17 protein-coding genes and 1 pseudogene are annotated in these 19,768 nt (G+C 72.1%); 5 read left to right on the top strand and 13 right to left on the bottom strand.

The genetic code is table 11. The annotated features are described in order from the left end of the window. Positions 1-47: 47 nt before the first annotated feature. Both HCN52_RS07525 and HCN52_RS07530 read right to left on the bottom strand, forming a co-directional pair. Positions 48-1,337 carry an NYN domain-containing protein gene (locus HCN52_RS07525; RefSeq protein ID WP_209314264.1) on the bottom strand — a complete coding sequence of 430 codons (1,290 nt, stop codon included), beginning with the start codon at positions 1,335-1,337 and terminating at the stop codon, positions 48-50. A 258-nt stretch (positions 1,338-1,595) separates the two neighbouring features. After that, positions 1,596-1,835, bottom strand: coding sequence for a hypothetical protein (locus tag HCN52_RS07530; RefSeq protein ID WP_168087586.1), 240 nt, complete (start codon positions 1,833-1,835; stop codon positions 1,596-1,598). A 220-nt stretch (positions 1,836-2,055) separates the two neighbouring features. Here HCN52_RS07530 and HCN52_RS07535 point away from each other — a divergent pair, with 220 nt between their 5' ends. Next, entirely contained in the window at positions 2,056-2,337 is a 282-nt protein-coding gene (locus tag HCN52_RS07535; protein ID WP_167932119.1) for an Lrp/AsnC family transcriptional regulator, read from the top strand. Positions 2,338-2,412: 75 nt separating this feature from the next. On the opposite strand, the gene trpD is transcribed toward HCN52_RS07535, so the two are convergent. The 5 genes from trpD to ctaE all read right to left on the bottom strand — a co-directional run bounded on the left by trpD (position 2,413) and on the right by ctaE (position 7,994). Then, positions 2,413-3,483: an anthranilate phosphoribosyltransferase gene (trpD, locus tag HCN52_RS07540; RefSeq protein WP_168087587.1), complete on the bottom strand. Its 1,071-nt coding sequence runs from the start codon at positions 3,481-3,483 to the stop codon at positions 2,413-2,415. A 281-nt stretch (positions 3,484-3,764) separates the two neighbouring features. Further along, positions 3,765-5,417, bottom strand: a complete 1,653-nt coding sequence (qcrB, locus tag HCN52_RS07545) for a cytochrome bc1 complex cytochrome b subunit (RefSeq protein WP_168087588.1) — start codon at positions 5,415-5,417, stop codon at positions 3,765-3,767. Next, entirely contained in the window at positions 5,414-6,481 is a 1,068-nt protein-coding gene (gene qcrA, locus HCN52_RS07550; RefSeq protein ID WP_167969914.1) for a cytochrome bc1 complex Rieske iron-sulfur subunit, read from the bottom strand. Before qcrA ends, qcrB begins: the two co-directional genes overlap by 4 nt. Further along, a complete protein-coding gene (qcrC, locus tag HCN52_RS07555) occupies positions 6,478-7,287 on the bottom strand; it encodes a cytochrome bc1 complex diheme cytochrome c subunit (RefSeq protein WP_168087589.1) in 810 nt (269 codons plus the stop codon). The genes qcrA and qcrC overlap by 4 nt, the downstream gene beginning before the upstream one ends. Positions 7,288-7,370: 83 nt before the next feature. Beyond that, the gene (gene ctaE, locus HCN52_RS07560; RefSeq protein WP_168087590.1) at positions 7,371-7,994 is read right to left on the bottom strand and encodes an aa3-type cytochrome oxidase subunit III; all 624 of its coding nucleotides are present in this window, start codon (positions 7,992-7,994) and stop codon (positions 7,371-7,373) included. A gap of 201 nt (positions 7,995-8,195) precedes the next feature. Between ctaE and HCN52_RS07565 the strand changes: the two genes are divergently transcribed. Then, the gene (locus HCN52_RS07565; RefSeq protein ID WP_168087591.1) at positions 8,196-8,597 is read left to right on the top strand and encodes a hypothetical protein; all 402 of its coding nucleotides are present in this window, start codon (positions 8,196-8,198) and stop codon (positions 8,595-8,597) included. Between the two features lie 79 nt (positions 8,598-8,676). Here HCN52_RS07565 and HCN52_RS07570 read toward each other — a convergent pair whose 3' ends face one another. The 4 genes from HCN52_RS07570 to ctaC all read right to left on the bottom strand — a co-directional run bounded on the left by HCN52_RS07570 (position 8,677) and on the right by ctaC (position 13,212). Next, the gene (locus HCN52_RS07570) at positions 8,677-9,879 is read right to left on the bottom strand and encodes a L,D-transpeptidase (protein WP_168087601.1); all 1,203 of its coding nucleotides are present in this window, start codon (positions 9,877-9,879) and stop codon (positions 8,677-8,679) included. Positions 9,880-10,139: 260 nt separating this feature from the next. Continuing rightward, positions 10,140-10,538 (bottom strand): cytochrome c oxidase subunit 4, encoded by a 399-nt coding sequence (locus HCN52_RS07575; protein ID WP_168087592.1) that lies wholly within the window; start codon positions 10,536-10,538, stop codon positions 10,140-10,142. Continuing rightward, positions 10,535-12,256, bottom strand: a complete 1,722-nt coding sequence (gene ctaD / locus HCN52_RS07580; RefSeq protein ID WP_168087593.1) for an aa3-type cytochrome oxidase subunit I — start codon at positions 12,254-12,256, stop codon at positions 10,535-10,537. Before ctaD ends, HCN52_RS07575 begins: the two co-directional genes overlap by 4 nt. After that, positions 12,253-13,212 (bottom strand): aa3-type cytochrome oxidase subunit II, encoded by a 960-nt coding sequence (ctaC, locus tag HCN52_RS07585; RefSeq protein WP_168087594.1) that lies wholly within the window; start codon positions 13,210-13,212, stop codon positions 12,253-12,255. Before ctaC ends, ctaD begins: the two co-directional genes overlap by 4 nt. 265 nt (positions 13,213-13,477) lie before the next feature. Between ctaC and HCN52_RS07590 the strand changes: the two genes are divergently transcribed. Then, on the top strand, positions 13,478-14,890 hold the full coding sequence (locus tag HCN52_RS07590) for a cysteine desulfurase/sulfurtransferase TusA family protein (protein WP_168087595.1): 1,413 nt from the start codon (positions 13,478-13,480) through the stop codon (positions 14,888-14,890). 103 nt (positions 14,891-14,993) lie between these two features. On the opposite strand, the gene HCN52_RS07595 is transcribed toward HCN52_RS07590, so the two are convergent. Then, positions 14,994-15,971, bottom strand: a complete 978-nt coding sequence (locus HCN52_RS07595; protein WP_168087596.1) for a carbohydrate kinase family protein — start codon at positions 15,969-15,971, stop codon at positions 14,994-14,996. Between the two features lie 179 nt (positions 15,972-16,150). On the opposite strand from HCN52_RS07595, the gene HCN52_RS07600 reads away from it, so the two are divergent. Then, on the top strand, positions 16,151-17,785 hold the full coding sequence (locus HCN52_RS07600; RefSeq protein WP_168087597.1) for a hypothetical protein: 1,635 nt from the start codon (positions 16,151-16,153) through the stop codon (positions 17,783-17,785). A gap of 39 nt (positions 17,786-17,824) precedes the next feature. On the opposite strand, the pseudogene nadA reads toward HCN52_RS07600, so the two are convergent. Next, positions 17,825-18,925: pseudogene (gene nadA, locus HCN52_RS07605) on the bottom strand (quinolinate synthase NadA); the annotation flags it as partial. A gap of 413 nt (positions 18,926-19,338) precedes the next feature. Between nadA and erpA the strand changes: the two are divergent. After that, positions 19,339-19,692 (top strand): iron-sulfur cluster insertion protein ErpA, encoded by a 354-nt coding sequence (erpA, locus tag HCN52_RS07610; RefSeq protein ID WP_168087598.1) that lies wholly within the window; start codon positions 19,339-19,341, stop codon positions 19,690-19,692. The last annotated feature ends 76 nt before the right edge of the window (positions 19,693-19,768 follow it).

Below are 19,768 nucleotides of genomic sequence, written 5' to 3' on the forward strand. Positions count from 1 at the left end.
GCCCCGCACGGGGCCGACGGCACGTCAGACCCGGGGCCGAGGGGGCGTCAGGCGCGTGCGAGCCGGCGCAGCAGCATCACCGATGCGACCGGGCGTGCACCGGCGCGCGCCACGCCGTCGGCCACCTCGCGGTCGGCGGAGACCACCACCACCGGACGCCCCGGCGGCTCCGCCCGGACCAGACGTCTGATCAACTCGTCCGCCGTCTGGCCCGACTTGGAGAACAGCACCCGAACCCCCCGCGGCGGCGCGAGCAGCACCGGCACGTCCAGCTCCGCGCCGTCGAAGACGCACGTGACCTCGGCGGAGCTCTGCGCGGCCAGCATCGCCAGCCCACCCAGCAGCCGCATCCGCTGCTTGTCCAACGGCATGGTCGGATAGCCGGTCTTGGTGACGTTGTAGCCGTCCACCACCAGGTGGGCCTGCGGCAGCGCCAGCAACTGGTCCAGCAGTGCGGGGTCGTCGTCGGCCAGCGCGCGCTGCGCCACGTCGTGCGGGGTGAGCGCGCCGGGCTCCACCGCCTCGACCGTCTGCGCGGGCCGGAAGTCGGCGGGCGGCAGAGCAAGTTCCCGTCGCAGCCCCTGCGCGGCCTCCAGCACGGTGTCCAGCAGCAGCCGCAGCCGGACGTCCTCGACACTGCGCCCCTCCCGGGCGGCGCGCCGGCCCGTCTCCAGCGCGGTCTCCGACTCGGCCAGCCGCGCACGGAGCCGCCGCGCCTCCGCGTCGGCGGCCGCCTTCTCCGCCGACGCGTCCGCGCGCACCTCGTCCAGCTCGGCGCGGACCTTGCGGAGCGCGGCCTCGCCGCGGCGGACGTCGCTCAGCGCGCTGCGCAGTTTGCGGTGGACCGCGTCGCTCTCCCGCCGCGCCGCCTCCAGTTCGGAACGGTGGCGGTCGGTGTCCTCCCGCACCGCGGTCCGCAGCCGGTGCACCTCCTCCCGCAACCGCTCCAGTTCCCGGGTGCGCTCCTCGTCCGCGTGCTCCGCCTCGGCGCGCTGCGTCTCCTCACCCGCGACCGCCAGCAGTTTCACCCAGCCCGGCGGTCGCAGCACGTACGCCGCCGCGGCGACCTCGACCGGATCGGCCGCGGGCGGGACCGTTCCCTCCGTCAGCGCCTGGGCCAGCTCGGGCTGGTCGGTGCGGAGCCGGGCCGCGACCCGGTGCCGGAACCCGGCGTCGGTCTCCAGCGCGGTGGCGATGGCCGACGCGCCGTACTTGATGCGCCGCGAGGGGGTGAACCGGGCGTACTGCCGCAGTGGGGCAGGGAGTTCGGCGACCCGCAGTCCCGCGAACGTCTCGCCGGCCAGCACCACCACCCGGTGGCGGACACGTTCCGGCAGGGGGCCCTCCGGCTCCTCCTCGGCGGCCGCCCGGCCCTCCCCCGTGGGGCCGGCGGCGGCCTCGCTCCCGTCGGGCGGGAGGGCCACCGCCGCACCGGCGTCGGGCCCCGCTCCGCCGGCGCCGGCGTCGCCCGCCTGTGGGGCCGGGGCGGCCTCGGGGGTACCGGCCGCCGGTACCGCTGCGGCCGACTGCTGCTGTTCGTCGCGCGAACCGGGTTCGCGCGCGGGTTCGGACTCCGACACCTCGCCCACCGCCCGTCAGGCGTCCGCGTCGGGACGCTCGACCAGTTCGACCCGGTCCACGGCGTCGCACCAGCGGCAGCGGATCGACTCGACGCGGTCGGAGAGCACTTCGCGCTCCTCGACCGCCGGCTCCCCCGCGAGGTCCAGGTGCACGTACTCCCGTACACGGCTGGTGCGGGTGACGTCGAACCGTGTGAGGTTGCCGCACAGGGTGCAGCGCCACCTCGTCCCGTCCGCCGGCTGGGAGAGCGCCATGATCGCGTCCTACTTTCTCTGTTCGGGACTGTCCTGACGTTTCGGGGCCCCCGGGTCAGCCTACGGCCTCACCGCACGCCGACGGCGTGGCTCGCGGCGCGCCGTGCCGCACCCGGGGCGTGCCCCGGCGCGCACCGCTGTCCGCGGGGGCGGATCGCCTAGAGTGAGCCGCGGCGGCGGCCGTACCGCCTGGCACCGACCACCCCAGGGGAGCTCAGCCATGATCACGTCGATTGTGCTCATCAAGACCAGCGTCGACCGCATCCCGGAGATCGCCGAGCGGATCGCCGCGCTGGAGGGGGTGAGCGAGGTCTACTCGGTGACCGGCGCGCACGACCTCATCGCGATGGTGCGGGTCCCCCGCCACGACGACCTGGCCGAGGTCATCCCCGGTCGGATCAGCAAGGTCCCGGGGGTGGAGTCGACCGAGACGCACATCGCCTTCCGCACCTACTCGCAGCACGACCTGGAAGCGGCATTCGCCATCGGCCTGGACTCCTGACCCGCAACCACCGGAGGCGGACCGGCGCACCGTGAGCCGCTGCCGTCGGGCCCTGCGGGGCCCGACGGCAGCGGTTCACGGCTGGTGGCTTGCCTCGATCCACCGCTCCAGCGTGGCCGCCGCGGCGCCCTCGTCGAGCGCGGCCTCGGCCCGCACCATCTGTGCGGCCAGCTGCTCGGCGAGCGGGCCGTCGCCCGGCTCCAACGCGACCAGCGCGGCGGCGGAATTGAGCACGACGGCGTCCCGCACCGGGCCCCGCTCGCCCGCCAGCAACCGGCGAGCCACCTCGGCGTTGTACCCCGCGTCGCCGCCGCGCAGCGCCTCGATGGGCACCACCGCGATACCGACCGACCGCGGGTGGAAGCTCTCCTGGCGGACCTGGCCGTCCCGCACCACCCACACGGTCGAGGTGCCGGTGGTCGTCAGCTCGTCCAGCCCGTCGTCACCGCGGAACACCAGCGCCGACGTGCCGCGTTCGGCGAGGACACCGGCGAGGATCGGCGCCATCCTCGCGTCGGCGACGCCGGTCGCCTGCGCCCCGACCCGTGCCGGGTTGGTCAGCGGGCCGAGGAAGTTGAAGGTCGTCGCGATCCCCAGCTCCCGCCGCGCCGCCGCGACATGCCGCAGCGCGGGGTGGAACCGCACCGCGAAGCAGAAGGTGATCCCGGCGTCGACCGCCACCTGTGCGACCCGCTCCGGCTCGAGCTCCAGGTTGACGCCCAACCGCTCCAGGACGTCCGAGGCGCCGCTGCGGCTGGAGGCGGCCCGGTTGCCGTGCTTCACGACGCGGGCGCCGGTGGCCGCGACCACGATGGCCGACATGGTGGAGATGTTGACGGTTCCCGCCCGGTCGCCGCCCGTCCCGACGATGTCGACCGTGCTGCCGGGCACCTCGATCAGCCGCGCGTGGGCGTACATCGCGCGGACCAGGCCGGCGACCTCGGCGACGGTCTCGCCCTTGGCCCGCAACGCCACCGCGAACCCGGCGATCTGCGCGTCGGTGGCCTCGCCCCGCATCACGCGGTCCATCGCCCAGGCCGCGGCCTGGGCGGTCAGGTCCTCACCGGCGAGCAGCGAACCGAGGACGTCCGGCCAGGAGCGGTCCGCCACGGTGTCGCCTCCGGCGGGGGTCGTCACAGCGCTCATGGTCGGCTCCAGGTCTCGTGCCGCTGGTGGTCACCGCCGGCGGGGACCGGCGGCATGGCTCGGTGGTCGGCGGACACCGGCGACCCGCGGGGTGCCGGGGCGCCCGCCGTGTGGGTGGGAGATTACGTGATCGGCGGAGCCCGAGGGGACCGGCCGCCGCGTGTCCGGCGGCCGGCCCACCCTAGCGGGGAGCAGGGCACGGCAACGGCCCCGTCCGATGATCGGACGGGGCCGTTGCGGCGGTCGCTCACCGCGGCGCGTGCCGCTCGGGCACGGGCGGGTCAGTGGTGGTGACCCTCGCCGCTGGTGATCTCCCGGTACTCCTCGGCGGTGGGCTTGGCCACCTGGCCGCTGTCACCGAAGTAGCTGCGGCTGATGCGCACGCGCACCTTCTCCACGACGCCGACCTTGCGGGTGACGCCGTTGGCGTCGGTGGCCGCCGGCAGCTCCGCGGGCTTGTGCTGGTCGTGCGCGGTGAGGGCGTAGAGCTTCTCCTGCGAGAGCGGCTCGTGCACCTCGACGAACTCACCGTGCGGCAGCCGCTTGATGATGCCGGTCTCGCGACCGTGCAGCACCTTGTCGCGGTCGCGCCGCTGGAGACCCAGGCAGATCCGCCGCACGATGATGAACACCACGACGGGCACGACGAAGAACGCCACCCGGCCGAAGTAGGTGATCGAGTTGATCGACAGGCCGAAGTTGATCGCCCAGAGGTCGTTGCCGCCGGCGACGAGCGCGATGAAGTACCAGCTCAGCCACGCCACACCGAAGGCGGTGCGGGTCGGGGCGTTGCGGGGGCGCTCCGCGATGTGGTGCTCGCGCTGGTCCTTGGTGACCCAGTTCTCGAAGAACGGGTACAGCGCCAGGGCGCCGAGCATCAGCGGCAGGACGACCAGCGGCGTCAGCAGACCCAGGTTGAGGGTGTAGCTGTCGAACAGGACGATCTCCCAGGCCGGCATGAGCCGGACCAGCCCCTCGGAGAAGCCCATGTACCAGTCGGGTTGCGCGTTGGTCGACACCTGGTCGGGACGGTACGGCCCCAGCACCCACACGGGGTTGATGCTGGTGGTGGCCGCGATCATCGCGATGAGGCCGAAGACCAGGAAGAAGAAGCCGCCCGCCTTCGCCGCGTAGACCGGGAACAGCGGCATGCCCACGACGTTGCTGTTGGTCCGGCCGGGGCCGGCGAAGTGGGTGTGCTTGTGGAACACGATGAGGATCAGGTGCGCCACGATGAGGCCGACCATGAGCCCCGGCAGCAGCAGCACGTGCACCACGAAGAACCTGGGGATGATGTCGTAGCCGGGGAACTCGCCGCCGAACAGGAACATCTGGAGCCAGGTCCCGACCACCGGCACCGCCAGGATCGCGCCCTCCATGAAGCGGACGCCGGTACCGGAGAGCAGGTCGTCCGGGAGCGAGTAGCCGGTCAGACCGGTACCCATCGCCAGCAGCAGCAGGAGGAAGCCGAACAGCCAGTTGATCTCGCGCGGCTTCCGGAAGGCGCCGGTGAAGAACACCCGCATCATGTGGAAGAAGATCGCCACGACGAAGATCAGCGCCGCCCAGTGGTGGATCTCCCGCATGAGGAGACCGCCGCGGACGTCGAAGCTGATGTCCAGCGTCGAGGCGTACGCCTCGGACATCAGGACACCCTGCATCGGGATGTAGGAGCCCTCGTACTCGACCTCGGCCATGCTCGGCACGAAGAAGAGGGTGAGGTAGACACCCGTGAGGATGATGATGACGAAGGCGTAGAGGCAGATCTCACCCAGCAGGAACGACCAGTGGTCGGGGAAGATCTTGCGCATGTTGGCCTTGGCGAGGCTGTAGACGCCAACCCGCCCGTCGGCCCAGTCCGCGACGCGCTCGCCCGCCGGGGCCTTGCCCCCGCGACGCGGCGCGCTCTTCGGCGCGTCCGTTGCCGTACTCATCCACGCTCCCAGAAACTCGGGCCGGGCGGCTCGGCGAAGTCGCCCATGGCGACCAGTTCGCCGTCCTCATTGGTCGTGATCCGCAGCTGCGGCAGGGGGTGGCCCGCCGGGCCGAAGAGCACCCGCGCACCGTCGGAGAGGTCGAACGTCGACTGGTGGCAGGGGCACAGCGCGTGGTGGGTCTGGCGCTCGTAGAGCGTCGCCGGGCAGCCGATGTGCGTGCAGATCTTCGAGAAGCAGAGGATGCCCTCGTGACCCCAGTCGGCCGACTGCTCGTCCTTGATGTCGGCCGGCTCCAGCCGGACCAGCATGACGGCGGCCTTGGCGATCTCCGAGTGGAAGTCGTGGTCGTGCAGGTCCATGCCCTCGGGCATGGCCTGGGTCAGCGACCCGACCGTGATGTCCTCGGGCCGCAGCGGCAGGCCGGTGTTCTCGTTGACGATCCGCTTGCCCGCCTCCCACTTGGTGTGGAAGAGCTTGTCGCCCGGGGCGGGGCCGAGGTCGCGCAGCAGCACCACGCCGGAGAGCGGCACCAGGGCCATCGCGCCGAGGAGCGAGTTGCGCATCATCTTCCGGCGGCCGAAGCCGATGCCGGACTCCTGGGTGCCGGCGCGCCAGTCCTCCAGGACCGCGGCCTTCACCTCCGGAGAGGCGGCGATCGGGTGGCGCTCGTCCGGGACCTCCTCGTCCGACATCAGCGTGCGGGCCCAGTGGACCGCGCCGGCGCCGATGCAGAACAGGGCCAGGCCCAGCGTCCAGCCGAGAGCGAAGTTGAGGCCGCTCACGTGGCCGAACGGCCAGATGTAGACGATCTTGTCGATCGGGATGAGCAGGTAGGACACGATGAAGCCCACCGTGGCCACCGACGACAGCGCGAAGAGCAGCGTGACCACGCGCTCGGACCGCTTGGCGGCACGCTCGTCGATGTCCTGCTTGCGGGGCTCGTGTGCCGGGAGACCCGGGTCCGCGAACGGGTCGTCCGCCACAGTCACCGCGCCGGGGTCCTGCTTGTGAGGCAGGTGTTCCTCTGACACGTCTTTAGATGATCCAGTCTCGCTACTCATGACTTCCTGGCCTTTGCCGTGTGGGCTGCGATCCACACCGCCGCGGCGACGAGCACGCCGATACCGAACGTCCAGGCGTACAGCCCCTCGCTGACCGGGCCGAACCCACCGAGCGTGAAGCCGCCCTCGTTCGGGGCCTCCGAGGTGTTGACGGCGTCCAGCCAGGCGATGATGTCGCGCTTCTGCTCCGGCGGCAGCACGGAGTCGGGGAAGCTCGGCATGGCCTGCGGCCCGGTGAGCATCGCCTCGTAGATGTGGCGGGGCTCGACGTCCTTCAGGTTCGGCGCGTACTTGCCGTGGGTCAGGGCGCCGCCCTGACCGGTGAAGTTGTGGCACTGCGCGCAGTTGGTGCGGAACAGCTCGCCGCCCTGGGCGGAGTTGCCGTCCGCCGGGTTGTACGCGGACGACTCGGGGATGGCCGGACCAGGCCCGAAGGTGGCGATGTAGGCCGCCAGCTGGGCGGTCTCCTCGGGCGAGTAGTCCTTGGGCTTCTTGGGCGCCTGGGGGCCCTCGGCGGCCATCGGCATGCGGCCGGTGGCGACCTGGAAGTCCACCGCCGCGGCACCGACACCCACGAGGCTCGGGCCGTCGCTGCTGCCCTGACCGCCGAGTCCATGGCAGCTGGAGCAGCCGACGGCGTAGAGCTTCTTGCCCTCTTCGATCGCCAGCGAGCTGTCCGAGGCCTCGGCCTTGGCCTCGCCCGCGGGAGCGAGCGCGGTGTACAGCCCCCCTGTGGTCGCCAGCGCAAAAAGGAGGACGACGAGCGCCGCCAGCGGATGGCGCCGTCGTGCGGAGAGCTTTTTCACGGATTACCCCGGTGTCAGGATCTTCTGCGTCGGTACGTGGGTCGTGCGCGGCCGGCGGACCGGCGCGGTCACTGCGTTGGGTGCTACTTGATGATGTAGATCGTGATGAACAGACCGATCCAGACGACGTCCACGAAGTGCCAGTAGTACGACGTCACGATCGCCGCTGTCGCCTGCTCGTGCGTGAAGCGCCGGGCCATGAAGGTCCGGGCCAGCACCAGCAGGAAGGCGATGAGACCACCCAGCACGTGCAGACCGTGGAAACCGGTCGTGAGGTAGAAGACCGAGCCGTAGGGGTCGGACGAGAGCGTGATGCCCTCGTGCGCCACCAGTTCCACGTACTCGGCCACCTGGCCGCCGATGAAGATCGAGCCCATCACGAAGGTGATCGCGAACCACATCCGGAGCCGCTTCACGTCACCGCGTTCGGCGGCGAACACGCCGAACTGACAGGTGAGCGAGGAGAGCACCAGGATCGTGGTGATCGTCAGGGCGTACGGCACGTTCAGCAGGTCCGCCTGGGCCTGCCAGTACTCGCTGCCCATCACCGATCGCAGGGTGAAGTACATCGCGAAGAGGGCCGCGAAGAACATCAGCTCGGAGCTCAGCCAGATGACTGTGCCGACGCTCGTGAGGTTCGGCCGGTTGACCGAGTGATGCGCGTGCCCGGTTTCTGCTTCTGCTGTTGCTGTCGCCACGCCCGACATTATGTCGGTCGCTTATCCCGCACTCACCCCCGGGGTCCTGTTCGGTGTGTCCGGCCGGTGGTGCTGCGTCCCCGAGCACCTCGTACGGCCCTGTCGGCAGCCGTCCGTGCCGTTCCCCTGCCGCTCGCCGCCACCGACGGAGTACGATCCGGCCAGCGGCGTCCGCACACGCGGGCACGGGCATGCCATCGAGGAGGACGGATGCAGCGCACCGCCACGGTGCTGGTGTACAGCGACAACGTGAACACCCGCGAGGAGGTCCGGTTGTCGGCGGGGCGGCGGCCCGCGGCGGACGTCCCGCCGGTCGAGTACGTGGAGTGCGCGACACTGCCCGCGCTGCTCTCCCTGCTGGAGGAGGGCGGCATCGACGCCTGCGTGCTGGACGGCGAGACCGCTCCCGCCGGCGGCATGGGCGTGTGCCGGCAGATCAAGGACGAGATCTTCGACTGCCCGCCGGTGCTGCTGCTGATCGGCCGGCCGCAGGACGCCTGGCTGGCGACCTGGAGCCGCGCCGAGGCGGCGGTGCCGCACCCGCTGGACCCGGCCGAGGTGGCCCACGGGCTGGCCGAGGTACTGCGTCGGCGGCTGCCCGCCGCCGCGTAGCGCCGGCCCCGCGCTCCGACGCCGCCGTCCGCGCCCCGCCAGGGGGTGCGGACGGCGGCGTCGTCCTGACGGCTGCCGGTCACAGGGACGGGCGCAGCCGGCCGCTGTCGCCGGTCCCGGCGTCGGCCTCGGCGTCGCCGTGCAGGGCGCTGCCCTGCCGCCAGTCGTCCCAGGACATGTTCCAGTCCCCGAACCCATTGCCGAAGAGGTCCATGTCGTTGCCGTAGCCGTTGACGTGCTCGACGATGTCGCCCACCTTGACGAACTCGAAGAACCAGCGGGCGTTCTCGGTGCTGAGCCCGGTGCAGCCGTGACTGACGTTCTGCGAGCCGTGGGAGCCGACCGACCACGGGGCGCCGTGGACGTACTCGCCGCTCCACGTCAGCCGGGCGGCCCAGTAGACGTCGAGGTCGTAGTACTCCGAACTCCCGGCAGCGATGCCGATGCTGCCGCCGTTCATCCGCACGTGCTGTTCCTTGCCGAGGATCACCTTCTTCCCCTCCCGGGTGCGGAAGCCCTCCTTGCCGGTGGTCATCGGCATGGTGCGCACCACGTCGCCGTTGCTGGTGACGGTCATGGTGAGGGTGCCGATGTCGGCGATCGCCTCCACCCGGTCACCGGTGCGGATGGTCAACGGCTCGCTCTCGGCGCCGCGCAGCCCGTCCTGGATGTGCACCCCCGCGAGGTCGGAACTCACCCGGACGGTGGCATTGGCGGGCCAGTAGTCGGCCGGGCGGAAGTGCATGGTGGCGCCGTCGGCCCAGTGCCAGGAGCCCTCGGTCGCCGGTTCGGATTCCACCGTGAGCAGGCGTTCGACGACCGCGCGCGCCTCGCGGTCCTCGATCTCCTCGCTCAGCTCCGCGATCACCGGCTGGCCGACGCCGTAGGTACCGGCCTTGGGGCCGAAGGTGATGTCCAGTGCGGTGGAGTCGGCGTCCCGCGTGGTGAAGACGTGGGTGCGGCGCCCGGGGCGGCCGTCGCGGTTCTCGGTCGCCACCTCCACGGTGTACTCGATGCCGGCGGCCAGCGGTGTGGTGCTGCTCCAGGCACCGCCGTCGGCCGTCAGTTCGCCGGTGACGGTGCGGCCCGCCGCGTCGACGGCGGTGACGTCGGTGATGCGCGCCTCCTCGGAGGTGGCGGTCACCCGCAGCGGGTCGGCGGGGTCGACGGCGGCCTGCTCGGGCCCCTCGGCGGGGCCGAAGGAGACGTCGGCGGCGGCGTCGTAGGGGCCGGTCGGGGTCGGCGGTTCGGGGCCGCCGGAGCAGCCGGCGAGGCCGATCATCAGAGGGGCGAGTATCAGGGCGCAGCCGAGCGTCAGACGACGCCGGGCGGCCGCGCGGGGCGGACCGGCCGCGGGGCCGCCGGAGGCGGCCGGGGCGGGGTTCCCGTCGGTGACGACTTTCCCGTGACTCATGGTCATAAAATATGAAGAATGTCCGCCATCAGCCTGCCAAGCGCGTGCAAACGGGTCGGTCCCCGGACACGAAGTCCGGGGACCGACCCGTTCGGCGGTCGCGGGCGCCCGCAGGCGGCCACTCGGTGCTACTGGGTCTGGTTCTCGCCCCGGTAGTACTCGAAGACCCACAGCCACAAGCCGATGACCAGCAGCGGGGCGGTGAAGAAGAGGAACCACCAGCCGAAGACCGGACCGAGGAAGGCGAACGCCGACCCCAGCCCGAGCGCCAGCGGCGCCCAGCTGTGCGGGGAGAAGAAGCCCAGCTCGCCCGCGTCGTCGGCGACGTCGGCGTCCTTGTCGTCCTGCGCCCCGGTGTCCACCCGGCGAGCGGTGAAGACCAGGTAGTACCCGATCATGATGCTCAGGCCGAAGGACAGGAAGAGGGCGGTCGTGCCGACCGGCTCCTTGGACCAGACGCCGTACACGATGGCGACGACCAGGATGAAGCCGGCCAGCCAGTTGAACATGTGGCCCTGGATCTTCACTTGGTGTCCTCCTCACGGGACACGCCGGCGCCTGCGCCGCTGTGGTCCAGCTGGTCACGCTCGGCCGTCTGCGGGTGGTGCAGATCGAACGCGGGCGATTCGGAACGGATGCGCGGCAGGGTGACGAAGTTGTGCCGCGGGGGCGGGCAGGCGGTCGCCCACTCCAGGGAGCGGCCGTAGCCCCAGGGGTCGTCGACCTCGATCTTCTCGCCGTACTTCCAGGTCTTCCAGATGTTGTAGAAGAACGGAAGGATCGACAGACCGAGCAGGAACGACCCGATGGTCGAGATCATGTTCAGCGTGGTGAAGCCGTCGGCCGCCAGGTAGTCGGCGTACCGGCGGGGCATGCCCTCGGCGCCGAGCCAGTGCTGCACCAGGAACGTGCCGTGGAAGCCCACGAACAGCGTCCAGAAGGTGATCTTGCCCAGCCGCTCGTCGAGCATCTTGCCGGTGAACTTGGGCCACCAGAAGTGGAAGCCGGCGAACATCGCGAAGACGACGGTTCCGAACACCACGTAGTGGAAGTGCGCCACCACGAAATAGGAGTCCGAGACGTGGAAGTCCAGCGGGGGCGAGGCCAGGATGACACCGGTGAGACCACCGAAGAGGAAGGTCACCATGAAACCGATCGTCCACAGCATCGGCGTCTCGAAACTCAGCGAGCCCCGCCACATGGTGCCGATCCAGTTGAAGAACTTCACACCGGTCGGTACCGCGATGAGGAACGTCATGAACGAGAAGAACGGCAGCAGTACCGCGCCCGTCACGTACATGTGGTGCGCCCACACCGTCACCGAGAGGCCGGCGATGGCGATGGTCGCGGCCACCAGGCCGATGTAGCCGAAGATCGGCTTGCGGCTGAAGACCGGGATGATCTCGGAGACGATGCCGAAGAACGGCAGCGCGATGATGTACACCTCGGGGTGGCCGAAGAACCAGAACAGGTGCTGCCACAGGATCGCGCCGCCGTTGGCGGAGTCGAAGATGTGGGCGCCGAAGACCCGGTCGGCGGCGAGGCCGAACAGCGCGGCGGCCAGCACCGGGAAGGCCAGCAGGACCAGCACACCGGTCAGCAGCACGTTCCAGGTGAAGATCGGCATCCGGAACATCGTCATGCCGGGTGCGCGCATGCAGATGATCGTGGTGATGAAGTTGACCGCGCCGAGGATGGTGCCGAAGCCGCCGAGCGCCAGGCCCATCACCCACATGTCCGCGCCCATGCCGGGCGAGTGGACCGCGTTGGAGAGCGGCGAGTAGGCGAACCAGCCGAAGCTGGCCGCGCCCTGCGGGGTGAAGAAGGCGCCGACGACGATCAGGCCGCCGAAGAGGTACAGCCAGTACGCCAGCATGTTCAGCCGCGGGAACGCCACGTCGGGCGCGCCGATCTGCAGCGGCATGATCCAGTTGGCGAAACCGGCGAAGAGCGGCGTCGCGAAGAGCAGCAGCATCACCGTGCCGTGCATGGTGAACAGCTGGTTGAACTGCTCGTTGCTGACGAGCTGGGTCCCCGGACGGGCGAGTTCGGCCCGCATGATGAGGGCCATCGCGCCGCCGACGACGAAGAAGAAGAACGACGTGATGAGGTACATCGAGCCGATCGTCTTGTGGTCGGTGGTGGTGAGCCACTTGACCACGATCTGGCCCGGCGTCTTCTTGCGCGCGGGTGGCGAGGCCGGTACCGACCCCGTCTTCTCGGGTGAGCTGTCGAGGATGGTCACGGCTGGTTCGTCTCCGCGTTCTTGGCGGCGTCGGTCTGCTCGATTCCCGCCGGGATGTAGCCGGTCTGGCCGCGGTCGGCCAGATCCTGCAGGTGCTCCTGGTACTCCTCCGGCGAGACGACCTTGACGTTGAACAGCATCCGCGAGTGGTCCACGCCGCACAGCTCGGCGCACTTGCCGAGGAAGGTCCCCTGCTTGTTGGGGGTGACCTCGAAGCGGTTGGTGTGACCGGGGATGACGTCCATCTTCATCAGGAACGGCACCACCCAGAACGAGTGGATGACGTCACGCGAGGTCAGGATGAACTGGACGGTCTCGCCCTCGGGGAGCACCAGGGTCGGACCGGGGTTGCCCGTGTCGGCGTCGCGGTCGGCGGGGGTGCCGATGTCGTAGACACCGTCGGCGTTCTCGGGAACCGCGGCCATCATCCGGTCGGGGATGGCCGCCAGTTCGGGCGAGTCGGGGGCGAAGACGTCGCCCTCACCGACCGGCTCCAGGTAGTTGAAGCCCCAGCTCCACTTGAAGCCCACGACGTTGATGACGTGGTCCGGCTGGTCCGAGGTCTTCATCAGCTCGGTCTGGTCACGTGCTGTGAAGTAGAACAGCACCGAGACGATGATCAGCGGAACGAGGGTGTAGAGCGCCTCGATCGGCAGGTTGTACCGCGTCTGCGGCGGGACCTCCACCTTGGTGCGCGAACGACGGTGGAAGAAGACGCTCCACGCGATCAGACCCCACACGATCACTCCGGTGATCAGTGCGGCGATCCACGACCCCTGCCACAGGGACAGGATGCGCGGCGCTTCCTCCGTTGCCGGACTGGGCAGCCCGAGGCGGGGCAATTCCTCGGATGTGCAACCGGTGGCGGTTGCCAGGACCAGGCCCGCGATGAGCGCCTGCGGCAGTACCCGCCGCATCGGACGCCGCGTCGAGCGGTCGGAGCCGTTGGGACTCACGTAGCGCCTTCCCGAGAGTCTCGCCCGTGCGCCCGGTCGCCGCCATCGCTCGGCGACGGGGCACTGACCCTGGCACGGGCAGGGTTTGGATATTTACGCGGACCAAACCCTACTGGACACCCCCTGGCGTTGCGCGGGGAGGGTACCCAACGCGCCGTGCCGCCCCACCAGGGGACGTACCGGACACGCCGCGGCGGCCGGGGGCGCCCGCGCCGCCCCCGCGGCGAGCCCGGTCCGGCGCGTCACCCCGGCGTAGCCTGCCGGGGTGACGTACTTCGACGCCGCCTCCTCCGCTCCCCCGCACCCGGTCGCCCGCGAGGCGTTCCTCGCCGCCTGGGAGGAGGGGTGGGCCGACCCGGCCCGGCTGCACCGCGAGGGACGGCGCGCCCGGCTGCTGCTGGACGCCGCCCGCGAGGGCACCGCCGACCTGCTCGGCTGCCGCCCCGACGAACTGTCCTTCACCACCTCCGGCACCCGCGCGCTGCACACCGCGATCGCCGGGAGCGGGGCGGCGCGGCGCCGCGTCGGCCGCCGACTGCTGGTCTCGGCGGTCGAGCACTCGGCCGTGCTCCACTCCGCCGAGACGCACCGCGCGGCCGGGGGGACGGTGGCCGAGGTGGCCCCCGACCGCACCGGGCGCACCGCCGTCGCCGACTGGACCGCCGCGCTCACCCCGGACACCGCGCTGGCGGTCCTCCAGTCCGCCAACCACGAGGTCGGCACCGAACAACCGGTCGAGGGGGTCGCGGAGGCGTGCGCCGCCGGCGGCGTACCGCTGCTGGTGGACGCGGCCCAGTCGGTGCCGTGGGCCGCGGTGCCGGGCCGGTGGTCGCTGCTGGCCGCCAGCGCCCACAAGTGGGGCGGGCCCGGCGGTGTCGGTCTCCTGGTCGTGCGCAAGGGCACCCGCTTCGCCCCGCCGGAGCCGCACGACGAGCGGGAGGCGGGACGCGCCCCCGGGTTCCCGGCCCTGCCCGCGGTGGTCGCCGCGGCGGCCTCGCTGCGCGCGGTGCGCGCCGACGCCGCCACCGAGGACGCCCGGCTCCGCGCGCTGGTCCGCCTGGTCCGGGAGCGGGTGCCGCGGGAGGTGCCGGACACCTGGGTGGTGGGCCACCCCGAGCACCGGCTGCCGCACGTCGTCACCTTCTCCTGTCTGTACGCGGACGGGGAGGCGCTGCTGGACGGGCTCGACCGCGAGGGGTTCTCGGTCTCCTCCGGTTCGTCGTGCACCTCCTCCACGCTGACGCCCAGCCACGTGCTGCGGGCGATGGGGGTCCTGTCGGAGGGGAACGTGCGGGTCTCCCTGCCGCGCGGCACGACCGACGCCGAGGTGGAGCGGTTCCTCACCGTGCTGCCCCGGGTGGTCGCCGGGGTGCGCGACCGGCTCGCCGGTCCGGGCGGCGCGGCGTCGGCCGCCGCGGTGGCCGACGCCGACCCGGCCGCGGCGGAGGTGGAGGTGGACGCGCTGGGGCGGCGGTGCCCGATCCCCGTCATCGAACTGGCGAAGGCGCTGCCCGGACTGCCCGTCGGCTCGGTGGTGCGGGTCCTGGCGGACGACTCCGCCGCACGGCTGGACGTCCCGGCGTGGTGCGAGATGCGCGGTCAGGAGTACCTGGGCGAGGAGCCACTGGCGGACGTCGGCCCGACCGCCGCCGCCTACCGGGTGCGGCGCTCGCACTGACCGCCGCCCCCGCGGGGCGCGCCGGGACCGGTGCACCGCCGCCGGGTGTCCGGGCACGGAACCGCCCGCCGTCCCGGGTGGGGCGGCGGGCGGCGTCGCGGGCTCAGACGTTGAGGTGGCCGCGGACCTGGTCGGCGGCATCCTGGCCGTACGCCTTGGCCAGCCGCTCCAGGAACAGTCCCCGGCTCAGGGTGTACTCCTGGGGGCCGACCGTCTCGATGACCAGCGTGGCGAGCATGCAGCCGACCTGGGCGGACCGCTCCAGGGAGGCGCCCCAGACCAGGCCGGAGAGGAAGCCGGCGCGGAAGGCGTCGCCGACACCGGTGGGGTCGGCCTTGCGCTCCTCCTCCGGGCAGTCGACGCGGATCGGCTCCTCGCCCGCCCGCTCGATGACCGCGCCCTCGGGGCCGAGGGTGGTGACGCGGGTACCGACCCGGCGCAGCACCTCCTCGGCGTCCCAGCCGGTCTTGGACTCGATCAGCGCCTTCTCGTACGCGTTGTTGAAGAGATAGGTGGCGCCGTCGGTGAGGTTGCGGATCTCCTCGCCCTCCATGCGGGCGAGCTGCTGGGAGTAGTCCGCCGCGAAGGGGATGCCCCGGGTGCGGCACTCCTCGGTGTGACGGGCCATCGCCTCGGGGTCGTCGGCCCCGATGTGCACCAGGTCGAGGCCGCCGACGCGGTCGCCGACCGACTTCAGTTCGATCTGGCGGGCCTCGCTCATGGCGCCGGTGTAGAAGGAGCCGAGCTGGTTGTGGTCGGCGTCGGTGGTGCAGACGAACCGCGCGGTGTGGAGCGTCTCGGAGATGCGCACCGAGAGGGTGTCCACGCCGTGGCGGTCCAGCCAGTCGCGGTACTCCACGAAGTCCGCGCCCGCGGCGCCGACGAGGACAGGGGAGGCCCCCAGCTGGCCCATGCCGAAGCTGATGTTGGCGGCGACGCCGCCGCGTCGCACCTCCAGACCGTCCACGAGGAACGACAGCGAGACGGTGTGCAGTTGATCCCCGACGAGCTGGTCCGCGAAGCGGCCCGGGAACGTCATCAGATGGTCGGTGGCGATGGAGCCGGAGACGGCGATACGCACGGGGGGCTGCTCCTGGGGTGAGGACGGGGACGGACGGTCGGTTGCCCGGCGCGCACCAGGCTACCGGCCACCGGCGACGGCGGGCGATGGTACGTCCGAAGCCGAGGGAACCCGCAGCGCGCCCGGTCCGTCGAAGGAGGACGACGGGCCGGTGCGGCCCCAGCGACGAAGGAGCCACTGTGACCGAGCGAGAGGCCGTCCTCGACGACGACGGCGCGGGCCGCCGCAGCCGCCGCTGGCTGCCGGTCCTGGCGGGCGCCGCGGCCCTCACCCTGCTGGCCGGCGGCGCCTACGGCGTCAACCGCATCGGTGACGGCACGCCCGCCGCCGTGTCGCCGGCCACCCCCGGCGACACGCTGTCCGAGGCCGCGGTGCACCCCGCCGGCTCCGTCTTCCACGAGGTCGTCGGGGAACTCCCCCCGCTGGACCCGGCCGAGGCCCCGCTGTACGGGTACGGCGAGGCAGTCGACGAGGAGTCCGTCCGCGAGCTGGCCGCGCTGCTGAAGGTGGCGGGTGAACCGCGGCTGGTCGGCGGCGGCTGGGAGGTCGGACCCGAGTTGCCCGGAGAGGTCGGCGCCCGGCTCACGGTGGCCGCGGACGGCGAGGGCGCCTGGTGGGTGACGGGGCCGGACGACCTCTCCCTCAGCGTGCCCGCGCCCGGGCCGCCCTCGGCGGACCCGACCGAGGAGCCCTCGGTCGAGCCGGATCCGGGCGCGCCGGCCGATCCGGACGGCTCGCAGTCCTCCCCGGCGATGCCCGAGCCCGCCGGCCCGGAGCCGGTCGTGCCCGCGCGGGACCTGCCGGGCGACACGGGCGCCGAGCCGGGCGCCCCGGACGGCGAGCGCATCGCGCCCGGCCCGCACGACGGCGAGCGCGGGCTGGCCGACGCCCCCGTGCCGGAGGAGTTCCTTCTCCCCGAGGAGCGGATGGGCCCCCCACCCTCGGCCCAGGAGGCGCTTGCCGCCGTCTCCCCGCTGCTGGACCGGCTCGGTCTCGACCCGGCCGCCGCCGACACCACCGAGACCGCGGGCGACCGGCGGACGGTGCGCGTGGCCGGAGAGGTGGACGCCCGTCCCGTGCCTGGGCTGGAGACACGGTTGCAGGTCGACGCCCGGGGCGTGGTGGTGCACGGGTCAGGCGTGCTCGGCGTCCCCACCGCGGACGACTCGCGGCATCCGCTGATCGACGCGGACGAGGCGCTGCTCGCCCTCAACGGCGGCGTCACCCAGCCCGCGGCGGACGCCTTCGTGGTGGAGGTCTCACAGGTCGAGCTCGGCCTGGTGCGGCGCCACGTCGCCGGTGGCCCGGTCCTCGTGCCGGCCTGGTTGTTCCACCACGCGGCCGCGGCCCCCGGGGCGGAGCCGACCGCCGAGGTGGCCGTCGCACCGGAGCTGCTCACCGGGGACTTCGGCGACGCCGCATCCGGCACATCCGGCACGACCGGTGGGTTCGGCGGCGGCGTCGAGCCGGGCCTGCCCGGGGAGCCGGACGCCGACGGCGCGGTCAGGCACGAGCCCGGGTACGAGCCCGACGGGCCGCCCGAGGACCTCGAGCCGGGGCCCGCCCCCGCGGACGCCTCCGCCACCTCCCTGACGTACCGGGCCTGGGTCGGCGCCTGCGCCGAGTACCGGGCGGTGGCGGTGGAGACGGCCGAGTCCGTCACCGTCTCCGTCGAGGAGGTCGACCCGGAGCCGGACCGGATCTGCACCCGGCAGGCGCTGTTCGAGCAGTTCACCGTCGAACTCGACGAGCCGCTGGGCGACCGCACCCTGCGCGACGGCCAGGGCGGCGGGGCCGGGACACCGGGCCGGTGACCGCGCCGCGGGCGCCGGGCCGCACCCACTGAACGTCCGCACCCGCCCGGCGGCCAGCGACTCCAGCGCCCACACCAGGTGGGGCAGGTCGATGCGGTTCATGGTGGAGCAGAAGCAGACCGTGCGGTCCAGGAAGACGACCTCCTTGTCCTGCGCCGCGTAGCGCAGGGCGAGCCGCCGTACCAGGTTGAGCTCGGTGCCGATCGCCCACTTCGACCCGGCGGGCGCCTCCTCCAGCATCCGGATGATGTGCTCCGTGGAACCGACGTGGTCGGCCGCGGCCACCACCTCGTGCTTGCACTCGGGGTGGACGAGGACGTTGACGCCGGGGATGCGTTCGCGGACCTCCCGCACCGAGTCCAGGGAGAACCGGCCGTGGACCGAGCAGTGGCCGCGCCACAGGATCATCCGGGCGTCGCGCAGCTGCTGCGTGGTGAGTCCGCCGCCGGGCTTGTGCGGGTTGTAGACGACGCAGTCCTCCGGCGTCATGCCCATGTCCCGCACGGCGGTGTTGCGACCGAGGTGCTGGTCGGGGAGGAAGAGCACCTTCTCGCCCTGCTCGAACGCCCACTGAAGGGCCCGGCGGGCATTGGAGGAGGTGCAGATGGTGCCGCCGTGGCGCCCGGTGAAGGCCTTGATGTCCGCGGAGGAGTTCATGTAGGAGACCGGGACGGTCGTCCCGGCCACCCCCGCCTCGGTCAGCACGTCCCAGCACTCGGCGACCTGCTCGGCGGTGGCCATGTCGGCCATGGAGCAGCCGGCGGCGAGGTCGGGCAGCACGACCTGCTGGGCATCGCTGGTGAGGATGTCGGCCGATTCCGCCATGAAGTGGACGCCGCAGAAGACGATGAACTCCGCCTCCGGCCGCGCCGCCGCGTCCCGCGCGAGCTTGAAGGAGTCGCCGGTCACGTCGGCGAACTCGATGACCTCGTCGCGCTGGTAGTGGTGGCCGAGGACGAAGACCCGGTCGCCGAGCGCCTCCTTGGCGGCGCGGGCGCGGGCCACCAGGTCCGGGTCGGAGGGGGAGGGGAGGTCGCCGGGGCAGTCCACGCCCCGTTCGCTGGCCGGGTCCGACTGGCGGCCGAGGAGCAGCAGGGCCAGCGGGGTGGGCTGGACGTCCAGGGGATGGGCGGTGGTCACGGCGCACACCTCTCTTGTCCCCACGGGGTCGATGCGGGGACGTGCTGCTGCGGCTCCGGGCCGCGGCCACCGCGTCCCCGCGGTGGTGGGCCGACCCGGGGGCCCTTTTCGTCTGATTGACGCTATTCATGATAGCGACTTCTCGTCGCCGTGACGATGCCCATCGCGTCGATGTGACGCATGCCGCTGCCCGGGGCGGCCCGCCCCGCCGGTGAGGTGGGCTGCGCGCCCCTGCGGGCCGGGGCGGGACGCCCGGGGCGCGGGCAGTCGCGGGCGGGGCACCCGCACGCCCTCCGCCTTCCGGCGCCGGTGTGGGACGATGGGGGACAGACCGACGAGACACCGGAATGAATCCGGGACACCGGCTGTTGCAGCAGTCGGCCCAGCAGTCCGTACTACCCGGGAGTGAGCAGATGTCCGTTGAGGACAAGACCGCTGTGAGCGACGGCATCATCCTGTCCGACGCTGCCGCGGCGAAGGTGAAGAACCTGCTGGAGCAGGAGGGCCGCGACGACCTCTCGCTCCGGGTGGCGGTGCAGCCCGGCGGCTGCTCCGGCCTGCGCTACCAGCTGTTCTTCGACGAGCGGTCGCTGGACGGCGACGTCATCAAGGACTTCGACGGCGTCAAGGTCGTCACCGACCGGATGAGCGCCCCGTACCTGGGCGGCGCCTCCATCGACTTCGTGGACACCATCGAGAAGCAGGGGTTCACCATCGACAACCCCAACGCCACCGGCTCCTGCGCCTGCGGCGACTCGTTCAGCTGACGCGAGCGCGTCCTCCCCGGTACGCCGGGCAGGACGCCCGCTCGCGACCGAAGCCGCCACGGCACTGCCGTGGCGG

The organism is Streptomyces bohaiensis, from assembly GCF_012033785.1.
GTDB lineage: Bacteria > Actinomycetota > Actinomycetes > Streptomycetales > Streptomycetaceae > Streptomyces > Streptomyces bohaiensis.

Bases quoted from the DNA above. Each gene is read 5' to 3' on its own strand.
- HCN52_RS07530 (WP_168087586.1), bottom strand. From the start codon at position 1,835: ATGGCGCTCTCCCAGCCGGCGGACGGGACGAGGTGGCGCTGCACCCTG.
- HCN52_RS07535 (WP_167932119.1), top strand. From the start codon at position 2,056: ATGATCACGTCGATTGTGCTCATCAAGACCAGCGTCGACCGCATCCCG.
- trpD (WP_168087587.1), bottom strand. From the start codon at position 3,483: ATGAGCGCTGTGACGACCCCCGCCGGAGGCGACACCGTGGCGGACCGC.
- qcrB (WP_168087588.1), bottom strand. From the start codon at position 5,417: ATGAGTACGGCAACGGACGCGCCGAAGAGCGCGCCGCGTCGCGGGGGC.
- qcrA (WP_167969914.1), bottom strand. From the start codon at position 6,481: ATGAGTAGCGAGACTGGATCATCTAAAGACGTGTCAGAGGAACACCTG.
- ctaE (WP_168087590.1), bottom strand. From the start codon at position 7,994: ATGTCGGGCGTGGCGACAGCAACAGCAGAAGCAGAAACCGGGCACGCG.
- HCN52_RS07565 (WP_168087591.1), top strand. From the start codon at position 8,196: ATGCAGCGCACCGCCACGGTGCTGGTGTACAGCGACAACGTGAACACC.
- HCN52_RS07570 (WP_168087601.1), bottom strand. From the start codon at position 9,879: ATGATCGGCCTCGCCGGCTGCTCCGGCGGCCCCGAACCGCCGACCCCG.
- erpA (WP_168087598.1), top strand. From the start codon at position 19,339: ATGTCCGTTGAGGACAAGACCGCTGTGAGCGACGGCATCATCCTGTCC.